Annotated in this window: 20 protein-coding genes; 9 read left to right on the forward strand and 11 right to left on the reverse strand. The window is 74.0% G+C overall.

Going from position 1 to position 21,967, the window contains the following annotated elements; all coding sequences use genetic code 11:
* The first annotated feature begins 53 nt into the window (after window positions 1-53).
* Complete coding sequence (locus D1648_RS11620) at window positions 54-560, forward strand: DUF2505 domain-containing protein (RefSeq protein ID WP_122941992.1); 507 nt, start codon at window positions 54-56, stop codon at window positions 558-560.
* 13 nt (window positions 561-573) lie between these two features.
* Here the strand turns inward: D1648_RS11620 and D1648_RS11625 are convergent, their stop codons facing one another.
* Genes D1648_RS11625 through D1648_RS11635 form a run of 3 tightly spaced genes read right to left on the reverse strand, consistent with a single transcriptional unit; the run spans window position 574 to window position 2,915 of the window.
* The gene (locus tag D1648_RS11625) at window positions 574-1,020 is read right to left on the reverse strand and encodes a hypothetical protein (protein ID WP_122941994.1); all 447 of its coding nucleotides are present in this window, start codon (window positions 1,018-1,020) and stop codon (window positions 574-576) included.
* Window positions 1,021-1,032: 12 nt separating this feature from the next.
* A complete protein-coding gene (locus tag D1648_RS11630) occupies window positions 1,033-2,271 on the reverse strand; it encodes a P-loop NTPase (protein ID WP_122941996.1) in 1,239 nt (412 codons plus the stop codon).
* Window positions 2,268-2,915, reverse strand: a complete 648-nt coding sequence (locus D1648_RS11635) for an SAF domain-containing protein (RefSeq protein ID WP_241155470.1) — start codon at window positions 2,913-2,915, stop codon at window positions 2,268-2,270. Before D1648_RS11635 ends, D1648_RS11630 begins: the two co-directional genes overlap by 4 nt.
* A gap of 234 nt (window positions 2,916-3,149) precedes the next feature.
* On the opposite strand from D1648_RS11635, the gene D1648_RS11640 reads away from it, so the two are divergent.
* A complete protein-coding gene (locus D1648_RS11640) occupies window positions 3,150-3,389 on the forward strand; it encodes a helix-turn-helix domain-containing protein (RefSeq protein WP_122942000.1) in 240 nt (79 codons plus the stop codon).
* A gap of 34 nt (window positions 3,390-3,423) precedes the next feature.
* Here D1648_RS11640 and D1648_RS11645 read toward each other — a convergent pair whose 3' ends face one another.
* Complete coding sequence (locus D1648_RS11645; protein ID WP_122942002.1) at window positions 3,424-3,969, reverse strand: hypothetical protein; 546 nt, start codon at window positions 3,967-3,969, stop codon at window positions 3,424-3,426.
* Between the two features lie 239 nt (window positions 3,970-4,208).
* Between D1648_RS11645 and D1648_RS11650 the strand changes: the two genes are divergently transcribed.
* Window positions 4,209-5,195, forward strand: coding sequence for a LysM peptidoglycan-binding domain-containing protein (locus D1648_RS11650; protein ID WP_122942005.1), 987 nt, complete (start codon window positions 4,209-4,211; stop codon window positions 5,193-5,195).
* A complete protein-coding gene (locus D1648_RS11655; protein WP_122942007.1) occupies window positions 5,192-5,593 on the forward strand; it encodes an Rv3235 family protein in 402 nt (133 codons plus the stop codon). The genes D1648_RS11650 and D1648_RS11655 overlap by 4 nt, the downstream gene beginning before the upstream one ends.
* Window positions 5,594-5,602: 9 nt before the next feature.
* On the opposite strand, the gene secA is transcribed toward D1648_RS11655, so the two are convergent.
* The 7 genes from secA to mtrA all read right to left on the reverse strand — a co-directional run bounded on the left by secA (window position 5,603) and on the right by mtrA (window position 16,193).
* The gene (secA, locus tag D1648_RS11660; protein WP_122942009.1) at window positions 5,603-8,650 is read right to left on the reverse strand and encodes a preprotein translocase subunit SecA; all 3,048 of its coding nucleotides are present in this window, start codon (window positions 8,648-8,650) and stop codon (window positions 5,603-5,605) included.
* A 163-nt stretch (window positions 8,651-8,813) separates the two neighbouring features.
* On the reverse strand, window positions 8,814-10,067 hold the full coding sequence (locus tag D1648_RS11665; RefSeq protein WP_122942011.1) for a winged helix-turn-helix domain-containing protein: 1,254 nt from the start codon (window positions 10,065-10,067) through the stop codon (window positions 8,814-8,816).
* Between the two features lie 79 nt (window positions 10,068-10,146).
* Entirely contained in the window at window positions 10,147-10,815 is a 669-nt protein-coding gene (gene hpf, locus D1648_RS11670; protein WP_122942013.1) for a ribosome hibernation-promoting factor, HPF/YfiA family, read from the reverse strand.
* Window positions 10,816-11,056: 241 nt separating this feature from the next.
* The gene (locus D1648_RS11675) at window positions 11,057-11,911 is read right to left on the reverse strand and encodes a ComF family protein (RefSeq protein WP_164518697.1); all 855 of its coding nucleotides are present in this window, start codon (window positions 11,909-11,911) and stop codon (window positions 11,057-11,059) included.
* Window positions 11,912-12,020: 109 nt separating this feature from the next.
* The gene (locus D1648_RS11680; protein ID WP_122942018.1) at window positions 12,021-13,724 is read right to left on the reverse strand and encodes an LpqB family beta-propeller domain-containing protein; all 1,704 of its coding nucleotides are present in this window, start codon (window positions 13,722-13,724) and stop codon (window positions 12,021-12,023) included.
* Window positions 13,721-15,481: an MtrAB system histidine kinase MtrB gene (gene mtrB, locus D1648_RS11685; RefSeq protein ID WP_241155471.1), complete on the reverse strand. Its 1,761-nt coding sequence runs from the start codon at window positions 15,479-15,481 to the stop codon at window positions 13,721-13,723. The genes D1648_RS11680 and mtrB overlap by 4 nt, the downstream gene beginning before the upstream one ends.
* Before the next feature lie 16 nt (window positions 15,482-15,497).
* On the reverse strand, window positions 15,498-16,193 hold the full coding sequence (gene mtrA / locus D1648_RS11690; protein ID WP_122942022.1) for an MtrAB system response regulator MtrA: 696 nt from the start codon (window positions 16,191-16,193) through the stop codon (window positions 15,498-15,500).
* Window positions 16,194-16,422: 229 nt separating this feature from the next.
* Here mtrA and D1648_RS11695 point away from each other — a divergent pair, with 229 nt between their 5' ends.
* Genes D1648_RS11695 through D1648_RS11715 form a run of 5 tightly spaced genes read left to right on the forward strand, consistent with a single transcriptional unit; the run spans window position 16,423 to window position 21,857 of the window.
* Window positions 16,423-17,589: a glycerophosphodiester phosphodiesterase gene (locus D1648_RS11695; RefSeq protein WP_122942024.1), complete on the forward strand. Its 1,167-nt coding sequence runs from the start codon at window positions 16,423-16,425 to the stop codon at window positions 17,587-17,589.
* Window positions 17,586-18,260: a DUF4129 domain-containing protein gene (locus tag D1648_RS11700; protein ID WP_122942026.1), complete on the forward strand. Its 675-nt coding sequence runs from the start codon at window positions 17,586-17,588 to the stop codon at window positions 18,258-18,260. Before D1648_RS11695 ends, D1648_RS11700 begins: the two co-directional genes overlap by 4 nt.
* The gene (locus D1648_RS11705) at window positions 18,257-19,516 is read left to right on the forward strand and encodes a DUF4350 domain-containing protein (protein ID WP_241155472.1); all 1,260 of its coding nucleotides are present in this window, start codon (window positions 18,257-18,259) and stop codon (window positions 19,514-19,516) included. Before D1648_RS11700 ends, D1648_RS11705 begins: the two co-directional genes overlap by 4 nt.
* Window positions 19,513-20,550, forward strand: coding sequence for a MoxR family ATPase (locus D1648_RS11710; protein WP_122942028.1), 1,038 nt, complete (start codon window positions 19,513-19,515; stop codon window positions 20,548-20,550). The genes D1648_RS11705 and D1648_RS11710 overlap by 4 nt, the downstream gene beginning before the upstream one ends.
* 8 nt (window positions 20,551-20,558) lie before the next feature.
* Complete coding sequence (locus tag D1648_RS11715) at window positions 20,559-21,857, forward strand: DUF58 domain-containing protein (protein WP_122942030.1); 1,299 nt, start codon at window positions 20,559-20,561, stop codon at window positions 21,855-21,857.
* The last annotated feature ends 110 nt before the right edge of the window (window positions 21,858-21,967 follow it).

The raw sequence follows: 21,967 nt of genomic DNA on the forward strand, positions 1-21,967 counted from the left end.
ACGGCTCCCGCTGTTCTAGGCTGGCGCGGAATCGTCCCGAAGGAAGGACCCCGATGAAGCTCCGCGAGACCCTGCACCTGCCCCTGCCTGCCCGCGCCGCCGCCGTGATGTACGCCGATGCGCAGTACACGGCGATCCGGCGGGACACCCTCGGCGCCACCGACGCGTCCTCGCACGTCGACGGCGACCCCTCCGGCGCGTTCACGGTCACCTCCGAGCTGTCCCTGCCCACCGACCGAGTGCCGGACATCGTCAGGCCCTTCGTCGGCTCCTCGGTGACGGTGCGGGAGGTGCAGACCTGGTCCGCGCCGGGCGAGGACGGCTCCCGCACGGGCACGATGCGGCTGGACGTCGTGGGCACCCCGGCCGGTCTCACGGCCACGCTGCGGCTGCGGACGGCGGATCAGGAGCGCAGCGAGGTCGAGATCGACGGCGACCTGGTGGCGAAGGTGCCGCTGCTGGGGCCGCGCATCGAGAAGGCCGCCGTGCCCTACGTCTCCACGGTGCTGCGCGCGGAGGAGCGTTCCGCGGCGACCTATCGGGACCGGCAGGGCGCCTGAGGCCGACGGCCGTTCAGCCCTCGGTCGTGGCTCCGTCCAGATAGGCGAGCGCATCCGCGGCCTCCGTGGCGTCGAACCACAGCAGAGCGGGGTCGGTGTCGTCGGCCTCCGCCGCGGCGGCGTCGAGCTCGGTGACGTGGAAGCTCGCGATCCTCGCCGAGGCGGAGGAGACGAGCACCGTGCCGAAAGCCCCGCCGTCGGCGGCCTCGCCGAGCGCGGCATCGGGGACGTCGGCCGCGACGACGAGCGCGCGCTGGTTCGCGGAGCCGGTCCCGTAGGCGACGTGGACGGCGTCCTGCAGCGCCTCGTACTCGAGGTCCTCGAGGTCCTCCCCCGGGAAGCCGCGCTGCGCCGCGGCGGTCACGGCCCAGGCCGGGCGGCCCTCCGCGAGCTCGAGCCGGGTGCTCGCGAGCTCGAGCGCGGCACGGTCCGGTGCGGTCAGCGGAAGGTAGATCCTCATGGCGTCATCCTCTCACCCGCCCGCCGTGACGTCGGCCTTCTCCTCCGCCGCGGTCGAGCTCTCCTGCGCGGGGTCCGGGACGAGCAGGGAGGAGGCGATCTCGCGCAGCCCTCGGCGCAGCGCGGAGCGTGCGGCGGCCTCGGACAGCAGCGCCCCGTCCCAGGCGGCGGTGCGGCAGGAGACCGGGTCGTCCGGCAGCAGGTGCAGGGAGTCGACCGGCATCCGGGAGGCGATCAGCTCACGGATCCGGTCTCCGGGCACGGGTGATCCCGCACGGTTGACGATGACGTGCAGCTCCTCCACCCCGAGCTCCTGCAGCCGGGTGTGATCGCGCAGCAGGCGCGTGATGCTCACCGGGTCCGCGGCGACCACCGCGATCACGGCGTCGGCGGCTTCCAGGGCGCTGAGCGCCGCGGCGTTGCGCTGGGGCGCAGCGGTGTCGTAGCTGAGCTCCTCGTCCTCCTCGAGGACGGGTGCGATGTCCGCCACGACGATCCCGCCGCGCCGGCGCAGGGCGCTCCACACGCCGTCCATCGCCCCGCGGCGCAGCTCGGCCCATCGCGCGGGCACGCCGATGCCGCTGAGCAGGCGGAGATTCGTCTGGACGACGGGAAGGAGCGCGTCGAGGGTCTCCTCGGTGAGGGTGTCGCGGTCGTGGGCGCGAGCGGCGGCGACGAGCCCGGGCGCCTCGTCGAGCACTCCGAGCATCTGGCTGAGCGAGGGGCCGTAGGTGTCGGCATCCACCAGGACGGTGCCGTGCCCGGCGAGCGCCGCCTCGGCGGCCAGGTTCGCGGCGACGGTCGAGCGGCCGGGCGCTCCTGCGGGACCCCAGACGGCCACCAGTCGTCCGGTCTCCCGCTCCGATGCCGGCTCCTCGCCCTCCTGCACCCAGCCGGAATGCTCCTCGTCGGAGGAGACCGCGGCGGTGACGGCGGCGAGGATCTCCTCGATCGGCGCGTCGGCCTCGAGCACATGGCGCAGGCCGACGGTCGTGCCCTCGGCCTCCTCGCGGGAGCGCAGCCCGATCACGGCCGCGCTGCGGAGCATGGAGGCGACGGCGTCGCGGCTGAGCCCGCGCACGGACAGGTCGATCAGCACCACGTCCCCGATGCCCGCGGCGACCACGGCGAGGGTCTCGGTGAGGTCGGCGCAGCGCCTCACCACCCGTGCCGGGCGGGTGCGGTCCATCGCGAGGTCGTGGACGATCCGCACCTCCTCGCTGCCGGAGGCGCACAGGACGATGTCGATCACGGCGTGACTCCGTGGGCTCCGGGCACCCCGATGACGTCCAGGCGCTCGTCCTGGGAGAGCACCTCGAGCACGGCGGCGAGATCCTCGGCGGGCACCAGCACCTCGACCGACATCGAGCGCATCCCCAGCGAGCTGCCCTCGTCGATGCGACGCACGACGGCATCGGGCACCAGCAGCTCCGCCTCGCCCGTGCCGCCGTCGGCGACGGAGGGCGAGGTGTGCCACAGCTCCACGGATGCTCCCGCGACCACGGACTCGGCGACGGTCTGCTCGACGGGGATCACCACGGGCCGCAGCGGGACGTCCCCGCTCTGTCCGACGGCGGAGACGGGCAGGAGCTCGCCGGCCTGGACGGCCGCGGTGGCGACGGCGCCCTCGGGGATGGCCTCGAGCGTGCCGATGTACTGATCGCGGTGATCCCCGAGCCGGAGCTCGACGGTCGCGAGGTCCGCGCTCTCCAGCGGATCGCCGGGGACGATCGTGCCGCGGGCGACGAGCACCGGGGTGGTGGCAGAGAGTCTCGAGACCAGCAGCGCCCCCATCAGCACGCTCGCGAGCACGAGGACGATCCCGACGATCAGGCGCGGATCCTTCCATCGCGGTCGGCGCAGCCTCATCACCGGTGCATCGGCCCCCACTGTCATCCTCCGGCCCCTTCGTCCGTCCCCTCGGCGTCGGCCCGCTGCTGACGGACCTGACGGGAGGTTACGGCAGTCCGGGCCGGGATGGGGGCGGACCGCCGTCGTTGTGGACAGCCCAGTCCGCAGGACGATCCCCTCCTCCGAGACGCCGGGGCTGTCCACATCCCGGGGGCGGGTGCCCCGGCGAGGTGAGAGACTGTGCGCAGCACTGCCCCGTCCCGGCCGGAAGGATCATCGATGCCGCCACGCTTCGTCCCGCTCTCCGATGTCGCGGAGACGCTGTCGATCTCGGCCTCGCAGGCCTACGCCCTGGTGCGCTCGGGCGAGCTGCGGGCGATCAAGGTGGGCGGTCGCGGTCAGTGGCGGGTCGAGGTCAGCGAGCTCGAGTCCTACATCGAGCGCAGCTACCGCCGCACCGAGGCGCTCCTCGAGGAGGAGCGGGCCCTCGAGCGCGACGCCGCCGAGGGACGCTCCTGAGCCGTCGCGGAGCCTGAGCTCCGGCGCGGTCCGCTCAGCGCGGCAGCACGGCCAGCAGCGAGTCCGTCGTCACGGTGAGCCGCGTGGAGCCCGGCACGCTCGCGGACTCCCCCGTCGGCAGCGAGAGAACGTCCAGGGTGTCCGCGCCGACGGCGGCGATCCGCCCGAGGACTGCCCCCGCGCTCGTCTCCAGCCGGACCACGCTGCGATCACGCGCGATCTCACGCAGCACAGAGCCGAGCCCGAGCGGCGAGCGCAGCGTGGCTTCCGCGGGCCGCGCCCGGGAGGAAAGCCCCTCGACGATCCCGATCGCGGCCAGCGGCACGACGGCACGCTGCGCGCTGCGGGTCTCGCGCAGCGCCACCCACTCCGCTCCCACCTCCTGCACGACGCCGGACAGGCGCAGGTCTGCGCCGATGTGCACGGTCAGCTCGCGCTCGCCCGCGCCGCGCAGCCGATCGGCCAGGGTGAGCTGGGCGCGCTCGGCGCGCGCGAGATCCTCGGAGACCGCCCGCAGCTCCTCCTGCTCATGGTGCTCGAGCCGCCCCTCGAGGTCCTCGAAGATCCTCTCGAAACGCATGGGCTCACTCTAGAGCGCCCGGCCTCCGCGAAGGGCGGCCCCCGCGACGAGCGGTGCGACCTCTCCTCCACAGCCGCCTCGGATCAACAGGCGCGCTCGAGGCGGTTGCGTCCCGCATCACACCCGGCTACCTTTCTGCATACGCGATCGAATCGCAGCAAACTGCATCAAACGACATCCACGATGAGGACGTCCGTCGGAGGAACCGGCGGCGACCCGGACGAGGCGAGGGGACGGTCATGGGGGACAGCGGACAGGCGCAGGGGGCGCGGGGAGCGGGGACCTCCCTGCTGGGCACCGTGCTCGCCGGCGGCGGTGCGTGCGCGATGAGCGCCGCGGCGGCGAGCCTTCGCCGCGGGACCCGGGGCGTGCACGGCCAGGAGCAGCTGATCGGCTGGATGCTGCTCGGCCTCGCCGCGGCGGGCGCTCTGCTGTGCCTCTATCTCGCCCTGGTATGGGCCCTGGCCGCCGCGATCCAGCTCGCCGGTCCCGCGGGACGCCTCGGCCGGGTGCTGCTCCCGGCGCTGCGGGTGCTGGCGCCGCGCCTGGCGCGCCGAGTGAGCATGGGCGCGGCCGTCGCGACCGCCGCCACCGGGCTGGTGCTCGGCCCCGCGCTCGCGAGCGAGCAGGTCCCCGGCGGGCCCGAGGAGCGTCCCACGGTCCTCCAGACCTCGCAGCTGCTGCCGGAGGAGGATCCCGTGGCGGCCCACGAGAGCGAGGACGGGCCCGAGGAGCCCCTCCCCTCGCTCGGCTGGGGCGGTGATCCCGCGCAGGGAGCGGCCGAGCCGGAGACGGCCGACGCGGAGGAGCCCCCTGCCGAGGAGACCGCCGCCGGGGCGGGAGCCGGCGACGAGGACGCTCCGCGCGGCGCGCAGGAGTCGACCGACTCTAAGACGCCGCCCGCCGGCGTCCCGGAGGAGTCCGACGCCCCCGACGGGGGCGACGCCGCCGCCCAGGATCATGGGTCCGAGGAGGGCACCGGTCGCGACGCCGACGAGGAGGCCGACTCGACGCGGCGCACCGTGGTGGTCCAGCCGGGGGACTCGCTGTGGTCCATCACCGATGACGTGCTCGGCCCCGCGCCGGAGGATCCCGCGCTGCTGGCGAGCTCCTGGCCGCTGCTGCACGAGGCGAACCGCGCCGTGATCGGGGACGATCCCGATCTGCTGCGGCCCGGCCAGGTGCTCACCGTGCCGGCCGCGCTCGACGAGGAGGCGGCGTCATGAGCACCACTGATCAGCGTCCCGTCCACGCCGCTGTGCGACCCGGCGCTCGCGCGTCCGAGGATCCGCTGCTGGTGGAGCGGATGATCGAGCCGGTCGCGCGCCGGGCGGTCGAGATCATCCGCGACATGTGCCCGGCCAGCGCCCTGTCGCGCCTGGTGACCCCCGAGGTCGCGCAGACCCTGGCGCGACGGGCGGCGCTCACACGACGGCTGCGCTCCGCGACGGGCTATGCGCCGCCGCGCCAGCTGGTCGTCACCGGCGTGCGCACCTGCGTGGTCAATCCGCAGACCGTCGAGGCGAGCTGCGTGCTGCGCGAGCCGGACCGGGCCCGCTTCCTCGCCATGCGCTGGGAGCTGCGGCACACCGGGTGGCGGGTGACGGTCCTCGAGATCGGATGAGAGGGACGATCAGCCCTTGCGGCGCCGGCCCGCGCGGCGCTGGGCACGGTTCATCCCGTCACCCTGCGGAGCGCCCTCGGGCTTGTCGGAGACGGTCTCGGCCGCCGGGGCGTCCCCGGTGCGGGCGCGGCGACGGCGCTGGGCGCGGGTGAGCGTGCCGACGTCCTGCACGCCGCTGCCCTCGGCGGAGCTGTAGCGCAGCTGACGGTCGCTCGGGCCGTCGTCGAGCCCCTTGGCGCGCAGCACTACGCTGCTCTCGGCCTCGAGCTGCTCGGCGCGGGAGTCCTCCCCCTCCTCCGATGCGTCGGCCGCTGCGGCGTCGGCGTCCTCGGAGCCGCTCTCCGGACGCTCGCCGTCGGCTCCCGTGCGCTCCGCGAACCTGGCGCCTCCCCCGGCGTCCGCGGTGCCCGCGGCGGCGTCGGTCGCCTCCGCATCGGCGGACGGCGCCTCCGGATCGGTGCCCGACCCCGCCCCGTCGGCCGTCGTCGGCGCAGCCGCTCGGGCGCTCGCGCCGCGCAGCAGGGCGCTGACCGCCTTCGGCACGACGGACTGGGGCTTCTCGACCTGGACCTCGAGGTTGTAGACGTAGCCGACCACGTCCTCCTTCACCCCGGCCATCATGTCGTTGAACATGAGGTGGCCCTCGCGCTCGTACTCGATGAGCGGGTCGCGCTGGGCCATGGCGCGCAGGCCGATGCCCTCCTTGAGGTAGTCCATCTCGTAGAGATGCTCGCGCCAGCGGCGGTCCATCACCGACAGCAGCACGCGGCGCTGCAGCTGGTGCAGCCCCTCCTCGCCGAGCTCCTCCTCACGCTTCTCGTAGGCGACCCGGGCATCGGCGAGGATCTCCTCCTTCAGCAGCCCCGCCTCGAGGTTCTCCTTGCCGCCCACCTCGTCGATCACGTCCTGCGGGGTGAGGGAGACGGGGAAGGCCGGGCGCAGCGCGCCCCACAGCTCCTCGAGGTCGACGTCCTCGGCGGGCTTGCCGGCGGTGTGCGCGTCGACCGTGCCGCCGATGACCTCCTCGATGAAGCGCTCGATGTGCTCATCGAGCTCCTCGCCCTCGAGGATGCGCGAGCGCTCCTCGTAGAACTTCCGGCGCTGCTTGGTCAGCACGTCGTCGTACTTCAGCACGTTCTTGCGGATCTCGGCGTTGCGGGACTCGATCGAGTTCTGCGCGCGCTGGATCGCACCGGAGACCATCCGCCCGGTCAGCGGGATCGACTCGTCCACCCCGCCGCGGGCGAGCAGCGACTCGGCGGCCCCGGAGTTGAACAGCCGCATCAGATCGTCCTGGAGGGAGAGGTAGAAGCGGGACTCCCCCGGGTCGCCCTGTCGGCCGGAGCGGCCGCGCAGCTGGTTGTCGATACGGCGCGACTCGTGCCGCTCGGTGCCCAGCACGTACAGTCCGCCGAGCTCGACGACCTCGTCGTGCTGCTCGGCGACCTCCTCCTTCGCCCGCTCGATCGCCTCGTCCCAGGCCGCCTCGTACGCCTCCTGGTCCTCCTCGGCGTCCAGGCCGCGCCGCTCCAGCTCGGCGTGGGCCATGAACTCGACGTTCCCGCCGAGCATGATGTCGGTGCCGCGCCCGGCCATGTTCGTCGCGACGGTGACCGCACCCTTCGCGCCGGCCATCGCGACGATCGCCGCCTCCCCGGCGTGGTTCTTGGCGTTGAGCACCTCGTGGGTGACGCCCTGGGCGGTGAGCAGCTTCGAGAGGTACTCGGACTTCTCCACGCTCGTGGTGCCCACCAGCACCGGCTGTCCCTTCTCGTGGCGCTCAACGATGTCCTCGACGACCGCGTCGAACTTCGCCTTCTCGGTGCGGTAGATGCGGTCGGCCTGGTCCTCCCGACGCATCGGGCGGTGCGTCGGGATCGGCACGACGCCGAGCTTGTAGGTGTTCATGAACTCGGCGGCCTCGGTCTCGGCCGTGCCGGTCATGCCCGAGAGCTTCTCGTAGAGCTTGAAGTAGTTCTGGAGGGTGATCGTGGCGAGGGTCTGGTTCTCCGCCTTGATCTTCACCCCCTCCTTCGCCTCGATGGCCTGGTGCATGCCCTCGTTGTAGCGTCGGCCGGCGAGGATGCGCCCGGTGTGCTCGTCGACGATCATCACCTCGCCGTTGAGGACCACGTAGTCCTTGTCCCGCTTGAACAGCTCCTTGGCCTTGATGGCGTTGTTCAGGAAGCCGATCAGGGGCGTGTTCAGCGACTCGTAGAGGTTGTCGATGCCGAGGTGGTCCTCGACCATGTCGATCCCGGACTCGAGCACGCCCACGGTGCGCTTCTTCTCGTCGACCTCGTAGTCGCGGTCGCGGCGCAGGAGCCTCACGACCTTCGCGAACTCGCTGAACCACTTGTTCGCGTCCCCCGAGCCGGGCCCGGAGATGATCAGCGGCGTGCGGGCCTCGTCGATGAGGATCGAGTCGACCTCGTCGACGATCGCGAAGAAGTGGCCGCGCTGCACTCGCTCCTCGGGCGAGAGGGCCATGTTGTCGCGCAGGTAGTCGAAGCCGAACTCGTTGTTCGTGCCGTAGGTGATGTCGGCCGCGTACTGCTCGCGCCGCTCCTCCGGGGTCATCCCGGACTTGATCACGCCGGTGGTCAGGCCCAGCGAGCGGAACACGCGACCCATCAGGTCGCTCTGGTAGCCGGCGAGGTAGTCGTTGACCGTCACGATGTGCACGCCCTTGCCCGCCAGGGCGTTGAGATAGGCGGGCAGGGTCGCGACCAGGGTCTTGCCCTCACCGGTCTTCATCTCGGCGATGCGGCCGCGGTGCAGGGCGGCACCGCCCATGATCTGCACGTCGTAGGGGCGCTGGCCGAGGGTGCGGTGCGCGGCCTCGCGCACGGCCGCGAACGCCTCGACCTGGATGTCGTCGAGGGTCTCGCCGTCCTCGAGCCGCTGCTTGAAGTGGTCGGTCTCGGCGCGCAGCTCCTCGTCGGAGAGCTCCGAGAAGACGTCCTCCGCCTCGCCCACGCGCTGCGCGATGGATTCGAGCCTGCGGACCTCCCGCCCTTCGCCGGCGCGCAGGATCTTGTCGAAGAGGTTGACCACTCGTGTGCTCCCGTAGGTGTTGGGGACGTCCCCATGGACGGCTGATGCCGGACCCATCGTAAGCGTCACCGTCGTGAGAGCAGAGCACCTGCGGGCCTCCTCACCCGGCGGGCCGCTCGCCAGGAGGCGGCCGACGGGCGGCACACCGCCGTGCGCGGGGCGTTCAGCCCGCTGCGATCGCGGCGGCCAGCGGCGAGGAGAGCGCGCCCGTCCCCGCGCCGGTGGCCACCTCGATGCGCTCGAGGCCCTGCCAGCGCGCGGCCAGGTCGAGCTCCTCGGCGAGAGCGGCGGCGACGTGGTCCGCTCCCGGGCGCTGCCGGGCGGGAAGGTGCGGGAGCGGCTCGGCGAAGGCGCCGCGCACCTCGAGCACGCCCTGCTCCCGGTCGGCGCGGAGATCGACGCGCGCGGGGATCACGTCGCCCAGCAGGAACAGCAGGGAGTAGTAGCCGGTGGTGCGCCGGTGGGCGGGGGTGTAGATGCCGATGCGGTAGTCGACGTCGAAGAGGTGCTCGAGGCGGGGCCGGTGGAAGACGAGCGGGTCGAAAGGGCTCACGAGCGCCCTGGCCCGCAGCGGGCCCGGTCCGGGCGCCTCGCGGTGGCGCAGCAGGGTGCGCGTCCCGGTGGGGTGGGCGACCTCGACCTCCTCGAGCTCGCCGCCGGCCAGGAGCTCCGCCACGGCCGGGCGCGTCTGCGCGGCGGAGAGGCGGAAGTAGTCGCCCAGCGAGCTCTGCTCGGCGATGCCGAGGGAGCGTGCGGCGAGGGAGACCAGGCGCCGCACCGACTCCGCCTCGGGCGGCGGGGACGTCTCGCGGGGCGCGGCGGGGACGTAGAGCCGTTCGAACTGGGAGGTGCGGCCCACGCAGTCCAGCTCCCCGCTGCGGAAGAGGTACTCCACGGCCCACTGGCTGCGGGTGCGGCGCCACCCCCAGCCCTCGCCCCGCTCGGTGTCGCCGAGGTGGCGGGTGACGGCGGCTGCGCTCGCGGGGCCGATCTCCTCGAGCGCCTCGCGGACGCGGGGGAACAGGTGCGGGGAGGTGGTGGCGATATCGCGCAGCACGCCCCAGTCCCTCTGCGAGGTCGCGCGGCGGCGGAAGTCCAGCAGCGCGCTGACCTCCTCGGTCGCGAAGGCCGCCTCGTGGGCGAGGGTCTCGTGGACCAGACGGTGGCGTCCCGGTCGGGAGGCGCGGTCCAGGGCGGCGGGGTCCCAGATCCCGGCACGGGTGAAGACGGGCAGGTGGTGCGCGCGCACGAAGACGCTCACCGAGTCGATCTGCAGCAGCTGGGTGCGCGCGAGCGTGCGGACCAGGGCGCGCCTGCTCCCGGCCACCGACGGCATCGCGGTGCGCCGCGCGCCGCCGATCCCCTGGGCGCGCAGCGCGATGCGCCGGGCCGCGGTCCAGCTCAGCCGATCGGCCATGGGCGGGCTCCCGCTGAGCGCACGGACGGGCGGGAGGGCGCCGTGCGGCACCCTCCCGCCCGTGGGAGCAGGGTCTGCGTCAGGACGCCTTCTGCTCTCCGTCGAGCTCGATCACGCCGTAGCTCCAGCCCTTGCGGCGGTAGACCACCTTGGGGTTGCCGGACTCGGCGTCGACGAAGAGGAAGAAGTCGTGGCCGACGAGCTCCATCCGGTAGAGCGCGTCGTCGACGCTCATCGGGGTGGCGGTGTGCTTCTTCTCGCGGATGATCACGGGGCTGCCGGCCTCGGCGAGGTCGGACTCGTAGGTCTCGGCCTGCTGGCTCGACTCCGAGTCCTGCTCAGCCGGGTCCTCGGCCGGTCGCAGGGGCTCGGGCATCTCCTGGTCCGCGGGCATGGTGCGCAGGCTCGCGCCGGTCCCCTGGTGGGCGCGAACGCGTCCGCGGCGGTGATCCTTGCGCCGGTCTCGGGCGCGGCGGAGTCGTTCGAGGAGCTTGCCGTAAGCGATGTCGAGCGCGCCGTAGAGGTCGTCGGCACGGGCTTCGGAGCGGATCACCGCCCCGTTCTCGTGCACGGTGAGCTCGACCCGGTCGCTGAGCTCTGCCTGACGGGGGTTCTTCTCCTGCGAGATCTCCACGTCGACGCGGAGCGCCGCGGGAGCGAGCTGTGTGACCTTGTCGAGCTTCTCGGTGAGATGGCGGCGGAAACGATCCGGGACGTCCATGTGACGTCCGACGACATTGATCTCCATGAGTGGTTTCTCCTCCTGTCCGGGTGCGGCCGCTCGGAGCCCGGCCGCGATGGCTCTTCGGCTGGGTGCGCACCTCCTGATCGAGGGGGACTCGCCCATGTGTGGCGAGGAACACCAAGCATGCCACGTTTCCCTCCGCGTTTCCTGTCCGACGGTCCCGTGGATCGTGGGCCTCCCCTGCCAGGTCATGGGCGCTGTCCGCTTCGTCCGCTCCGTGCGCCGTCCACCCGGCGCTCGAGGCTCACGGCACCCTCCGGCCGTGCCGCGCAGCGGGGTCGCGGGGGATCCGGGCCGAAGCGATCACGACCGCGCCGAGCACCTCGATCCCGCTCGCCGTCAGCGCTTCGTGCATGCCGCGGAGGGTCGCGCCGGTGGTGACCACGTCGTCGACGATCACCACCGGTCGGTTCCGGACGGCGACGCGGCGGGCCGCCGAGGGCTCGAGCCGGATCCGGCGCCGTCGGCGAGCGCGGGCCCCCTGGCCCTCCTGCGCGGTGGTCGGCGTGGCACGCAGCAGCATGGCGCGGCCGGCCCCCTCCCGCTCGAGGGCGCGCACCAGCTCGCCGGTGTGGTCCTCGCCGCGGCGCAGCCGGGCCCCGCGCCGGGAGGGGACGGGCACGAGCAGGGGCTCTGCCGCACCCGCCTCCTGCACGAGCCGGTCCACGGCCGGGGCGAGGGAGACGGCCAGGGTGCGGCACAGGTGCAGCATCCCGCCGTTCTTCCAGGCGAGGACGAGGCGCTGGAGATCGCCCTCGTACTCGCCGAGCGCGAGGACGGGCAGCAGCGGGGCGAGATCCACCCCGGCGGGGAGGAGTCGGCCGTCCCGTCGTTCCTCGCGCACCCGGGCGGCGGTCAGCATCTGCAGGGCGTCGCAGGAGGGGTCGACGCGCAGCGGCGGGCCGTGCAGGAGCGCCCGGCAGCTCCGGCACAGCCAGGTCCCCTCGTGCCCGCAGGGGCAGCGGCGGGGCGCGACGAGGGAGCACGTCTGCGCGGCGATCTCGGCGAGCACCGCGAGCGCCCCCGCACCCCGCGTCCTCGCCCGCAGCGGGACGGCGCGATGCGATGCCCGCTCCCCCGATCCGCCCGCATCGTCCATGGGGTGATCACAGCAGGTGTCGGGAGGGCACGGGCGGACGGGCCGCGGGCTGTGGACGCACGACTGCTGGGGAGGGACGGACGTCGGCGCCCCGGGCCCCGCGCCGCGGTCAGTAGAACCCGGGGTCGCGCCCGCTGACCTCCACGTCCTGCCAGCCCTCGCCGTCCATGCGCCTCAGCTGCCCGGATCCGCTCGCCGCCCACACGGTCTCGGCGACGACGGAGCCCGCCAGGCTCACGGTGTCCGGGGCCGGCACCGGCAGCTGCTCGACGGCCCCGGAGAGGTCGAGCACCTGGGCGCGCAGCTCCTCGCTCGACGGATCGGTCCCGAGCATCACGACGGCTGTCTCGTCATACCAGCAGATCTGCGTCACGTCGGAGAGGAAGGTGCGCACGAGGACCGGCTCGGTCAGCGAGAGGGGAGTGCCGTCCGCATCCCGCACCACGGCGCAGAGCTCCAGCCGGGCCTCCCCGGATTCGCCCGAGAGGACGAGCATGCGGGTGTCGTCAGCGGCGACGTCCAACGCCCGCACCTCCCGGCCGGAGAGCCAGAGCGCGTCGACCTTCGCGTCCTGCTCCGCGCCCTGTCCGGACAGGGCCAGCAGCGCGCCCGCGCTGGAGCCCACGGAGGTCCACACCCAGCCGGCGCCGTCCACACGGGGCGGGACGAAACCGGTGCCGGTGGCGGCCTCGCGCAGAGGGACGGAGCCGTCCGTCGAGGCGATCAGCACGGTCGACCCGTCACGGCTCCGCGCCGCGGCGAGGCCGCCGCCCTGGATGATCGCGGGCGAGGCGATCTCGAGCTCGGCGAGATCGGGGACGAGCTGCGGCGGGTCCTCGGCGCTGCTCGCATCGGCCAGGGAGACCACTCCGGTCTCTCCCGCGGCGAGCGGTCGGTGCCCGGGCAGGGCGCGCTCGACCCGTCTCTCCTCGCCGAGGTCGACGTCCTGCCCGTCCTGCACCAGGCGCACGCCCGAGAGGACGCGCAGCGAGCGCAGCGACGCCTCGAGCTGCGACATCGCCAGCAGGCGCTCCTGCGAGGCGAGTTCCGCGATCTCGGCGGGGACCTCCACCCGGGCGGTGCCGTCGGCCCCGCTCTCGATCGCGTCGTCGCTGATCACGGTGGTCTGCGGGACATGGCTGCCCACGGCCTCCTCGAGGAAGGCGGACGGTCCGGCGGCCAGGCCCTCGAGCACCGCGGCCGCGCCGCGCCGCAGCGGCACCCAGCGATGGTCCGGCACCAGATGCGTCTCCCGCGCGTCGAGGAAGTAGAGGCGGGCCGGGGAGTAGAGGCTCTCGAAGGCCGCCTCGGAGAGGAAGATGCCGTCGGGCACCTCGCGGAGGCGCCACTGGCCGTCGACCTCCTCGACCGCGACGGCGAGCTCCCGCGGCGTGGGCCCGGCGAGCGCGCTGCGCACCCCGCGGGCATCGACCATCGCGACGGCCTGGAGGGCGAGCACGAGATGCCCCTCGCTCTCCTCCCTCACCTGCAGCTCCTTGCTGCCGGAGTAGATCGTGACCCGGGCGGTGGGGTCCCACTGCGCGCTCGCCTCCTCGGTGAGATACGCGCGGGCCACCGCGAAGTCGTCCTCGGACCCGACGCCGGCCTGCACGAATCCGGCCAGGACCTCCTGCGCCGTCGCGCCCGGCTCGGGCGGCAGCGCACGCACGTAGGGGGCTCCGGGATGGGAGCGGCCCGAGAGGGTGCGGCTGTCGATGCCGGAGTCCACGGGGATGCGGGCGCAGCCGGAGCCGAGGCCGAGCAGGGCGGCCGCGCCGACGGCGCGCAGGACGGTGCGGCGGGCGGGGATCATCGCGTCTCCTCTCCGCTCGCCGCGTCCTCGTCGGCGAGCTCCTCGGTGCCGGGAGCTTCGAGGTCCGGCAGCAGGTCGGGGCCGATGCGGATCTCCCCCGTCGGCGTCGGGGAGACGGCGTCCTCGGCGCGTTCGCGGTCGAAGGGCCGCTCCAGCCGCAGCGGGGAGCGGACCAGCTCGGTGCCGGGCCGGCGCGGCAGGGTCAGGCGGAACACCGCCCCCTCCCCCTCCTGGCCCCAGGCCTGCAGCCAGCCGCCGTGCAGGTGCGCGTCGGAGACCGAGATCGACAGGCCGAGACCTGTCCCGCCGAGGGTACGGGCACGCGAGGGATCGGCGCGCCAGAAGCGGTCGAAGACGCGACGCGCGTCCTCCGGGGAGATGCCGTGGCCGAAGTCCTGGACCACCACCGCGACCGCATCCTCGTCACCGGCGGTCTGGACCAGCACCGGACGGCCCGCGCCGTGCTCGATCGCGTTGGTCAGGAGGTTGCGCAGGATCCGATCCACGCGCCGCGCATCCACGACCGCGGTGGACGCGTCGTCCCCGAGCCGCACGTCCAGCAGGCAGCCGCGCGCGCCGGCCAGAGGGCGCACATCCTCGACCGCCTGCATGACCAGCGCGTCCATGTCCTCCCGCAGCGCCTCGAGCTCCGCGGCCCCGGCGTCGAAGCGGGAGATCTCCAGCAGGTCGGCGAGCAGCACCTCGAAGCGCTGGACCTGCGCGGCCAGCAGCTCGGCGGTGCGCTGCAGCTCGCCGGGCAGCTCCTCCCGGCGCGAGTCCAGCACCGAGGAGGCCATGCGGATCGTGGTCAGCGGGGTGCGCAGCTCGTGGGAGACGTCGGAGACGAAGCGCTGCTGGACGCGGGAGAGCTCGGTGAGGTCGTCGACCTTCTGGGCGAGGCTGCGGGCCATGTCGTTGAAGGACTCGCCCACCCGGGCGAGCTCGTCGGCCCCGGAGACCTCGACCCGGCTGGTGAGGTCCCCGCCGGCCATCCGCTCCGCGGCGCGCGCCGCGCGCTTGAGCGGGGTCGTGACCATGCGCGCGATCACGATCGCGATGCCGACGATGATGCTCAGCAGCACGAGCCCGCCGCCGAGGATCACGCGCTGGACGAAGGCGAGGGTCTGCTGCTCCTCCTGCAGCGAGTAGATCAGGTAGAGGTCGTAGGAGCCGGCGCCCGGCACCACCACCCGGGTGCCCACGAGGAGCGCGGGGCTGGTCCGCCCGTCCTCGTCCTCGCGTCCGATCGAGCGCCAGGAGACGGCGTCCGGCTGCGCGGCGACGGCGGCCGCGAACTCGTCGTCGACCTCGTCGAAGAGGGTCCGGTCCGAGGAGGCGACGGGGAAGACGGTGCCGGTGGTCTCCACCGGGATCAGCGCGACCTCGCGCCGGTCGCCTCCGCCCTGGCCGCCCGTGGACTGCACGAACGCGCTGACCGCGTCCTGCTGCTGGGTGCTGGTGGCCCCGGGGAGCTGGGCCAGGGACTCCCCGAGGTCGTCGCGCACCTCGACGGTCTCCTCGAGCACCCGGTCGCGGCGCTGCTCGTACAGGCCGTCGGCGATGACGGTGGAGAGATACGCGCCGACGGCGAGCAGCGCGATCGTGGACAGCAGCGTGGTCACGAGCACGACCCGCAGGGCGAGCGACCAGCTGCGCGGATCGACGGCCCGCAGCAGCCGGTCCCGTCGGCCGAGCGGCGCGGACGCCTCGGGCACGTCGGGTGACGCAGCAGGGGCGGGCCCCTCCGGCGCGCTCACCGCCGCACCGGCATGCTCAGGCCCCGCTGCCCGCGCGATATCCGACCCCCCGCACGGTCACCACGATCGAGGGGTTCTCCGGGTCCTGCTCGATCTTGGAGCGCAGCCGCTGGACGTGGACGTTGACCAGGCGCGTGTCGGCGCTGTGACGGTAGCCCCACACGTCGCGCAGCAGCACGTCGCGGGTGAAGACCTGCCAGGGCTTGCGGGCCAGCTGGGTCAGGAGGTCGAACTCGAGGGGGGTGAGGGGGATCAGCTCGCCGTCCCGGCGCACCTCGTGACCGTCCACGTCGATGGTGAGGTCGCCGATGGCGAGCTGCTCGGTCGTCGGCGGCTCGACGCGGCGCACGCGCGCCTTGATCCGCGCGACCAGCTCCTCGGGCTCGAAGGGCTTGGTGAGATAGTCGTCGGCCCCCGCCTCGAGCCCCTCGACGACATCGGCGGTGTCGGTGCGGGCGGTGAGCATGAGGATCGGGACCCCCGATTCGCGGCGGAGGCGGCGGCACACCTCGATGCCGTCCATGCCCGGGAGCATGAGGTCCAGCAGCACGAGGTCGGGGCGCAGCCGCGGGAACGCCTCCAGGGCGGAGGCGCCGTCGGGCGAGGTCGCGACCTCGAAGCCCTTGCCGCGCAGGACGATCCCGACCATCTCGGCGATCGCCTGATCGTCGTCGACCACGAGGATCCGTGAAGGCGTCGTCATGGAGGTCATTGTGCCACCGGCCGCGTCGAGGACCCCGCAGCCCCCTGCCCCGGGGTGTCCGCGCGGTAATGAGGGGGTGCCCGAGCGCGCGTGCCCGCTCTGCGGGATGGGCGGAAGACGCCCGGGTGTCGACGTTCGTCGGATCGGCGAGGGGGTCGCGGCTCCGTAAGGTCGGCTCCAGCAGTCCCGCCCGGTCCGGCCGAGTCGGGAGCGAGCACCGCCTCACGAAGGAGCACCGATGAGCAGTCCGTGGACCGCCCCCGGAGCAGACGTCCCGGACGAGCCGACGCCCCCGGGCACCGGCGCGTCCGGCGGCACCTGGGGCCTGCCCGGCCCCGCCCCCGCCGACGGTCACGCCCCGCAGGACGGCCGGGCGCCGCAGGGCGCTCCCCGCCGGGAGCTCGTCCAGTCCACCCCGCTGTTCCCGCTGCGACCGCTGGGCCTCGGCGAGATCCTCGGCGCCGCCGTGCGGATCTACCGGCTGCGCCCCAAGGCGGTGCTCGGCGTCTCCGCGGCCGTGTACGGGATCGCCTTCGTGCTACTGACGCTGCTGACCGGCGCCGGGATGGTGCCCATGATCGGAGACATGCAGGCCTCGCTGCAGGACCCGACCGCCGCGCAGGAGGTGCCCTTCACCGGCTCGATCGGGGACATCGTGCTGACCGTGGTCACGAGCGTCATCTCAGGCCTGATCACGACGGTCGCCGCCTCCCTCGTGACCGTCGCGCTGACCCGGCTCGCGCTCGGCGAGGCGATCGGCGAGGCGGTGCCCACCTCCGAGGTGTGGGCGACGATGCGCCGCCGCGGCCTGCCCGCCCTCGGCACGAGCCTCCTGCTCGCAGTGCTCGGCGCGATCCTGTTCGCGGTGCCCTTCCTGCTGGGGCTGGCGCCGATCCTGATCGTCCAGGAGCCGGGCTGGCTGACCATCCTCCCGATCCTGCTGGGCACCCTGGTGGGGCTGCTGGCGATGCTGTGGCTCTGGGCGCGGACCGTGCTCGCGATCCCCTCGCTCGTCCTCGAGGATCTGGGGGTGCTCGGCGCGATCCGGCGCGGCTTCGCGCTCACCCGCGGCCGACGGTTCTGGCGCGTGCTCGGCATCGCCGTGCTGCTCTACGCGCTGTACATGGTCGTCGTCCAGGTGATCTCCGGGGTGATCGGCACGATCGCCGGCATCGCCTACGTCGCGATCCTGCTGGTGAGCAGCTTCGAGGCGGTCGTGCTGGGCGTCGCGGTGATGACGATCCTCGCGATGCTCGGCAGCTATCTCGCCACGTTCCTGCTGGCCCCCTTCCTCTGCTCCGGCGTCGCGGCGCTGTACGCCGATGTGCGCATGCGCGACGAGGCCTGGGACGTCGAGCTCACGCGCCGGGCGCGCGAGGCCTGGGCGGCGGACGGCACCCGATGATCCCCGCGGCACCGGCGCTGGGTCCCGACGAGGCGCGCGAGCGGATCCTCGAGGAGCTCTCGAAGGCGGAGTACGACGACTCCCCCGGCTTCGTGGCCTGGCTGCTCGGCGTGATCGACGACTGGCTCACAGGGCTGCTCGACGGCATCGACGGCTCCTCGACCTCGCAGGCCGTGATCGCGGTGCTCGTGGTGCTCGCGCTGGCCCTCGTCGTGGTCCTGGTGCTGCGCCGCACCGGGATGCTGCGCCGCAGCCCCTCCCTCGCGGTCGACGCCGCGCTGGACGCCGAGCCCGTGCTGAGCGGCGAGGAGCTGCGCGGCGCCTCCCGGGCCGCGATCGACGCCGGCCGCAGCGACGACGGGACCGTACTGGCGCTGCGCGCCCTGGTGCGCGACCTCGAGGAGCGCACGCTGCTGGACGTCGCGACCGGCATGACCGCCCACGAGGCCGCCCACCGCGCCGCGGCCGCCTTCCCCGACCTGCGCGGCCGCCTCCAGCGCGGCGCGGACGCCTTCGACACCGCCGCCTACTCCGTGCGCAGCGCCGGCCAGAAGCCGGCCGAGGACCTGCTGCGCCTGGCCGAGTACATCGCCGAGACCGCCCCCGATCTCACGGCTGACCAGCCCGCCGACGCGGGCGCCGGGGCCGGAGCGAGCGGAGCCGGGGCATGAGCGCCGCCGCCCCGGGCGCCGCACACGCCGCGTCCTCCGCTGACGCCCCGTCCGCCGGGGCCGCCGCGCCGTCCTCGCGCTCCCCCCTCCCCTCTCCCGGCACGCCGCCGCAGGACGCCGAGGGCCGGCGCCGCCGCTGGCTCGCCGTCGCGATCGCGGTGGCCGTGCTCGCCGCCGTGCTGCTCTCGGTGGCGCGCGGGCTCTACCGCGACGGGCCGCTGGAGCCCGACGCACCGACCGGACAGGGCTCGAAGGCGGTCGTCGAGGTGCTCGGCGGCCTCGGCGTCGAGGTCGAGACCCGTCGGCACACCGCCGACGCCGCGGAGGACCTCCAGGACGGCGGGACGGTGCTGCTGACCGACCCCGCGCGCCTCAGCGGCGCGCAGCTCGACCTCCTCGCCGAAGCCCGGGAGGAGGGCGGGGGACGCCTGGTCCTCGTGCGTCCCGACTTCGTGGCCCTGTCCTCTCTCGCCCCCGGCATCACCCCCACCGGCGCGCTGCGCGAGCAGACCCGGGTCGAGGCGGGGCCCGACTGCGCAGACCTCGCCCATGAGGCCCGCGTGCTCGAGGTCCCCTCCGCCGAGGACGGCCTGCGCGGTCCCGCCACGCTCTACAGCGCGCGCGGCGGGGACGCCGCGACCTGCTTCGCGGCCGACTCCGGGGCGCTGGCCGCCGAGGACGAGGGCGTGCTGGTCCTCGGCAGCGCCGACCTGCTCACCAACGACGGGGTGGGCCGGGCCGACAACTCCGCCCTCGTCCTGAACGCCCTGTCCGCCTCCGAGCAGCTGTCCTGGTACGTGCCCTCCGCGACCGATCCGCTGGGCACCTCCTCGCCCTCGCTGCTCGACCACCTGCCGGACTGGGCGGGCCCGCTCGCGGCCTGGCTGGTGCTCGTCGCCGTCCTCGCGCTGCTCGCCCTCGGTCGCCGTCCCGGCCCCGTCGTCGTCGAGCCGCTGCCGGTCACGGTGCGGCCCCAGGAGCTCGTGCTGGGACGGGCCCGGCTGCTCGAGCGCTCCTCCGCCCGCGACGCCGCCGCCTCCGCGCTGCGCGCCGCCGCCGCGACCCGGCTCGCCGACCGGCTCGGGCTGCGCCACGAGTCCGCGCTCGAGGGCCTGATCGCAGCGCTGGACCCCCACGTCGACGCCACCGCGGAGCAGCTGCGCACGCTGCTCGGCCCCGCCCCCGTCACCACCGACCGCGACCTCGTGCGCCTCGCCCACGACCTCGACCGTCTCGAGAAGGAGATCGACCGATGACCGACCCCACCCCGCCGCGCAGCGACGACCCCGCCGGCCCGCAGGCCCCGTCGGACTCGCATACCCCGTCGGCCCCGCCGGTCGACGTCGACACCCGCGGGCAGCTGCAGGGGCTCGCCGCCGAGATCCACAAGGGCGTGGTGGGCCAGGACGCGGCCGTGACCAGCCTCGTCGTCGCGCTGCTGTGCCGCGGGCACGTGCTGCTCGAGGGGGTGCCGGGCGTGGCGAAGACCCTCCTGGTGCGCTCGCTGGCCGAGGCGCTGGAGGTGCGGATGCGCCGCGTGCAGTTCACGCCGGACATGATGCCCGGCGACATCACCGGCTCGCTCGTCTACGACAACACCACCAGCGACCTCGTCTTCCGCGAGGGTCCGGTGTTCACCAACCTGCTGCTGGCCGACGAGATCAACCGCACCCCTCCGAAGACGCAGTCCGCGCTGCTGGAGGCCATGGAGGAGCGTCAGGTGACCGTCGACGGGGCGAGCCGCCCCCTGCCGGACCCGTTCCTCGTCGTCGCCACCCAGAACCCGATCGAGTTCGACGGCACCTACACCCTGCCCGAAGCTCAGCTGGACCGCTTCCTGCTCAAGGCCGTGATGCCGCTGCCGGAGCGGGAGGTCGAGGTGGACGTGCTGCGCCGTCACGCCGACGGCTTCGACACCACGGACCTGGCCGCGACGGGGCTGCGCGCCGTCGTGGACGTGCCCTCCCTGCACCGCGCCCAGCAGGACGTCGCCGGCGTCGCCGCGGAGGACCCCGTCGTGCAGTACATCGTGGACGTGTGCCGCGCGACCCGCCGCTCCCCCAGCTTCACCCTGGGCGTCTCCCCGCGCGGCGCGATCGCGCTGCTGCGCACCTCCCGCGCCTGGGCGTACCTCTCCGGCCGGGACTTCATCACGCCCGACGACGTCAAGGCCATGGCGCCGGCGACCCTCTCCCACCGGGTGCGCCTGACCACCGAGGCGGAGCTCGAGGGCACCCAGGTCGAGTCCGTGCTCGCCGCGACCCTCGCCTCCGTGCCCGTCCCCCGCTGAGAGCACCGATGAGGATTTCGCTGACCCCGCGCGCGGCCCTGGTCGCGCTGCTCGCGCTGCCCGTGATCGTGCTGTGGCCGCGGTGGTGGGTGCTCCTGGTCCTGCTGGCGCTGTGGGGGATCGTGGTGCTCGCCGACGCGTTCGCCGCGGCGGACCCGCGGCGGGTCCTGGTGCGTCGCGAGGCGCCGACGCAGGTGCGGCTGGGCGGCACGGTGACCGGGCGCGTGCTGCTGACCAATCCCACCTCCCGTCGGGCGCGGCTCGAGGTGCGCGATGCCTGGAACCCCACCGCCGGGCTCGCCTCCCAGCACAGCCGCCTCACGGTGCCCGCGCAGGAGCGGCGTGCGATCGCCCAGTCCTTCACACCGACGCGGCGCGGCGAGCACCGCTCCCGGCAGCTGCTGATCGCCTCGGTGGGGCCGATGGGCCTGGCCCGGCGCAGCGCCCGTGCCGAGGCGCCGGGGCGGATGCTCGCGCTGCACCCCTTCGGCTCCCGCAAGCACCTCCCCTCCCGGGTGCAGCGGCTGCGGGAGATCGAGGGCCTCGCCGCGATCCATCAGCGCGGCCAGGGCACCGAGTTCGACTCGCTGCGCGACTTCGTGGACGGCGACGACGTCCGCTCGATCGACTGGCGCGCGACCGCGCGCCGGCGCAGCGTCGTGGTGCGCACCTGGCGGCCCGAGCGGGACCGGCACGTGCTGATCGTCGTGGACACCTCCCGCACCTCCGCGGGCCGGCTCGGCGAGGCGACCCGTCTGGACGCGGCGTTCGACGCGGCGCTGCTGCTGACGGCGCTGGCGGGACAAGCCGGGGACCGGGTGGACCTGCTGTGCGTGGACCGGATCCCGCACGTCTCGGTGCTCGGCTCGACCCGCACCAAGGTGCTGCACGACATGGTCGCCGCGACCGCCGCCGTGGAGCCGGCGCTGGTGGAGACCGACTGGGAGCGGGCCGCGGCCACGATCGAGTCCCGCACCCGGCGCGGCTCCCTCGTCGTGCTGATCACCCCTGTCGAGGCGCAGGTGGTGCACTCCGGCCTGCTGCCGGTCGCCGCGCGCCTGGCGAAGGACCATCCGCTGGTGCTCGCCTCGGTCGCCGATCCCGCGCTCGAGGAGCTCGCCGCCGGCCGCGAGGATCTCGAGAGCGTGTACCGGGCGGCCGCCGCGGAGCAGGCCCGCGGCGAGCGCGCCGGGGTCTCCCATGCGCTCGAGCGGGTGGGTGCCCATGTGGTCGACGCCCCGCCGGACCGGGCCCCGCAGGCCCTGGCCGACACCTATCTCGCCCTCAAGGCCGCCGGCCGGCTCTAGCACCGCCCCGCCGCACGGACCGCCACCGGGAAATGTGCAGTTCCGTTGACTGTCAAGCTGGTTGGAGTCAGTCGGTTGGTTTGGTCAGGCTGTTTTGACTAGGTGGTTGA

This window comes from Brachybacterium sp. EE-P12 (genome assembly GCF_003711805.1).
Lineage (GTDB): Bacteria > Actinomycetota > Actinomycetes > Actinomycetales > Dermabacteraceae > Brachybacterium.

What these genes read in the sequence shown, in the direction of transcription:
- D1648_RS11620 (WP_122941992.1), top strand. Translation starts at nt 54, where the DNA reads ATGAAGCTCCGCGAGACCCTGCACCTGCCCCTGCCTGCCCGCGCCGCC.
- D1648_RS11625 (WP_122941994.1), bottom strand. Translation starts at nt 1,020, where the DNA reads ATGAGGATCTACCTTCCGCTGACCGCACCGGACCGTGCCGCGCTCGAG.
- D1648_RS11635 (WP_241155470.1), bottom strand. Translation starts at nt 2,915, where the DNA reads ATGACAGTGGGGGCCGATGCACCGGTGATGAGGCTGCGCCGACCGCGA.
- D1648_RS11640 (WP_122942000.1), top strand. Translation starts at nt 3,150, where the DNA reads ATGCCGCCACGCTTCGTCCCGCTCTCCGATGTCGCGGAGACGCTGTCG.
- D1648_RS11645 (WP_122942002.1), bottom strand. Translation starts at nt 3,969, where the DNA reads ATGCGTTTCGAGAGGATCTTCGAGGACCTCGAGGGGCGGCTCGAGCAC.
- D1648_RS11650 (WP_122942005.1), top strand. Translation starts at nt 4,209, where the DNA reads ATGGGGGACAGCGGACAGGCGCAGGGGGCGCGGGGAGCGGGGACCTCC.
- D1648_RS11655 (WP_122942007.1), top strand. Translation starts at nt 5,192, where the DNA reads ATGAGCACCACTGATCAGCGTCCCGTCCACGCCGCTGTGCGACCCGGC.
- D1648_RS11665 (WP_122942011.1), bottom strand. Translation starts at nt 10,067, where the DNA reads ATGGCCGATCGGCTGAGCTGGACCGCGGCCCGGCGCATCGCGCTGCGC.
- hpf (WP_122942013.1), bottom strand. Translation starts at nt 10,815, where the DNA reads ATGGAGATCAATGTCGTCGGACGTCACATGGACGTCCCGGATCGTTTC.
- D1648_RS11675 (WP_164518697.1), bottom strand. Translation starts at nt 11,911, where the DNA reads ATGGACGATGCGGGCGGATCGGGGGAGCGGGCATCGCATCGCGCCGTC.
- D1648_RS11680 (WP_122942018.1), bottom strand. Translation starts at nt 13,724, where the DNA reads ATGATCCCCGCCCGCCGCACCGTCCTGCGCGCCGTCGGCGCGGCCGCC.
- mtrA (WP_122942022.1), bottom strand. Translation starts at nt 16,193, where the DNA reads ATGACCTCCATGACGACGCCTTCACGGATCCTCGTGGTCGACGACGAT.
- D1648_RS11695 (WP_122942024.1), top strand. Translation starts at nt 16,423, where the DNA reads ATGAGCAGTCCGTGGACCGCCCCCGGAGCAGACGTCCCGGACGAGCCG.
- D1648_RS11700 (WP_122942026.1), top strand. Translation starts at nt 17,586, where the DNA reads ATGATCCCCGCGGCACCGGCGCTGGGTCCCGACGAGGCGCGCGAGCGG.
- D1648_RS11705 (WP_241155472.1), top strand. Translation starts at nt 18,257, where the DNA reads ATGAGCGCCGCCGCCCCGGGCGCCGCACACGCCGCGTCCTCCGCTGAC.
- D1648_RS11710 (WP_122942028.1), top strand. Translation starts at nt 19,513, where the DNA reads ATGACCGACCCCACCCCGCCGCGCAGCGACGACCCCGCCGGCCCGCAG.
- D1648_RS11715 (WP_122942030.1), top strand. Translation starts at nt 20,559, where the DNA reads ATGAGGATTTCGCTGACCCCGCGCGCGGCCCTGGTCGCGCTGCTCGCG.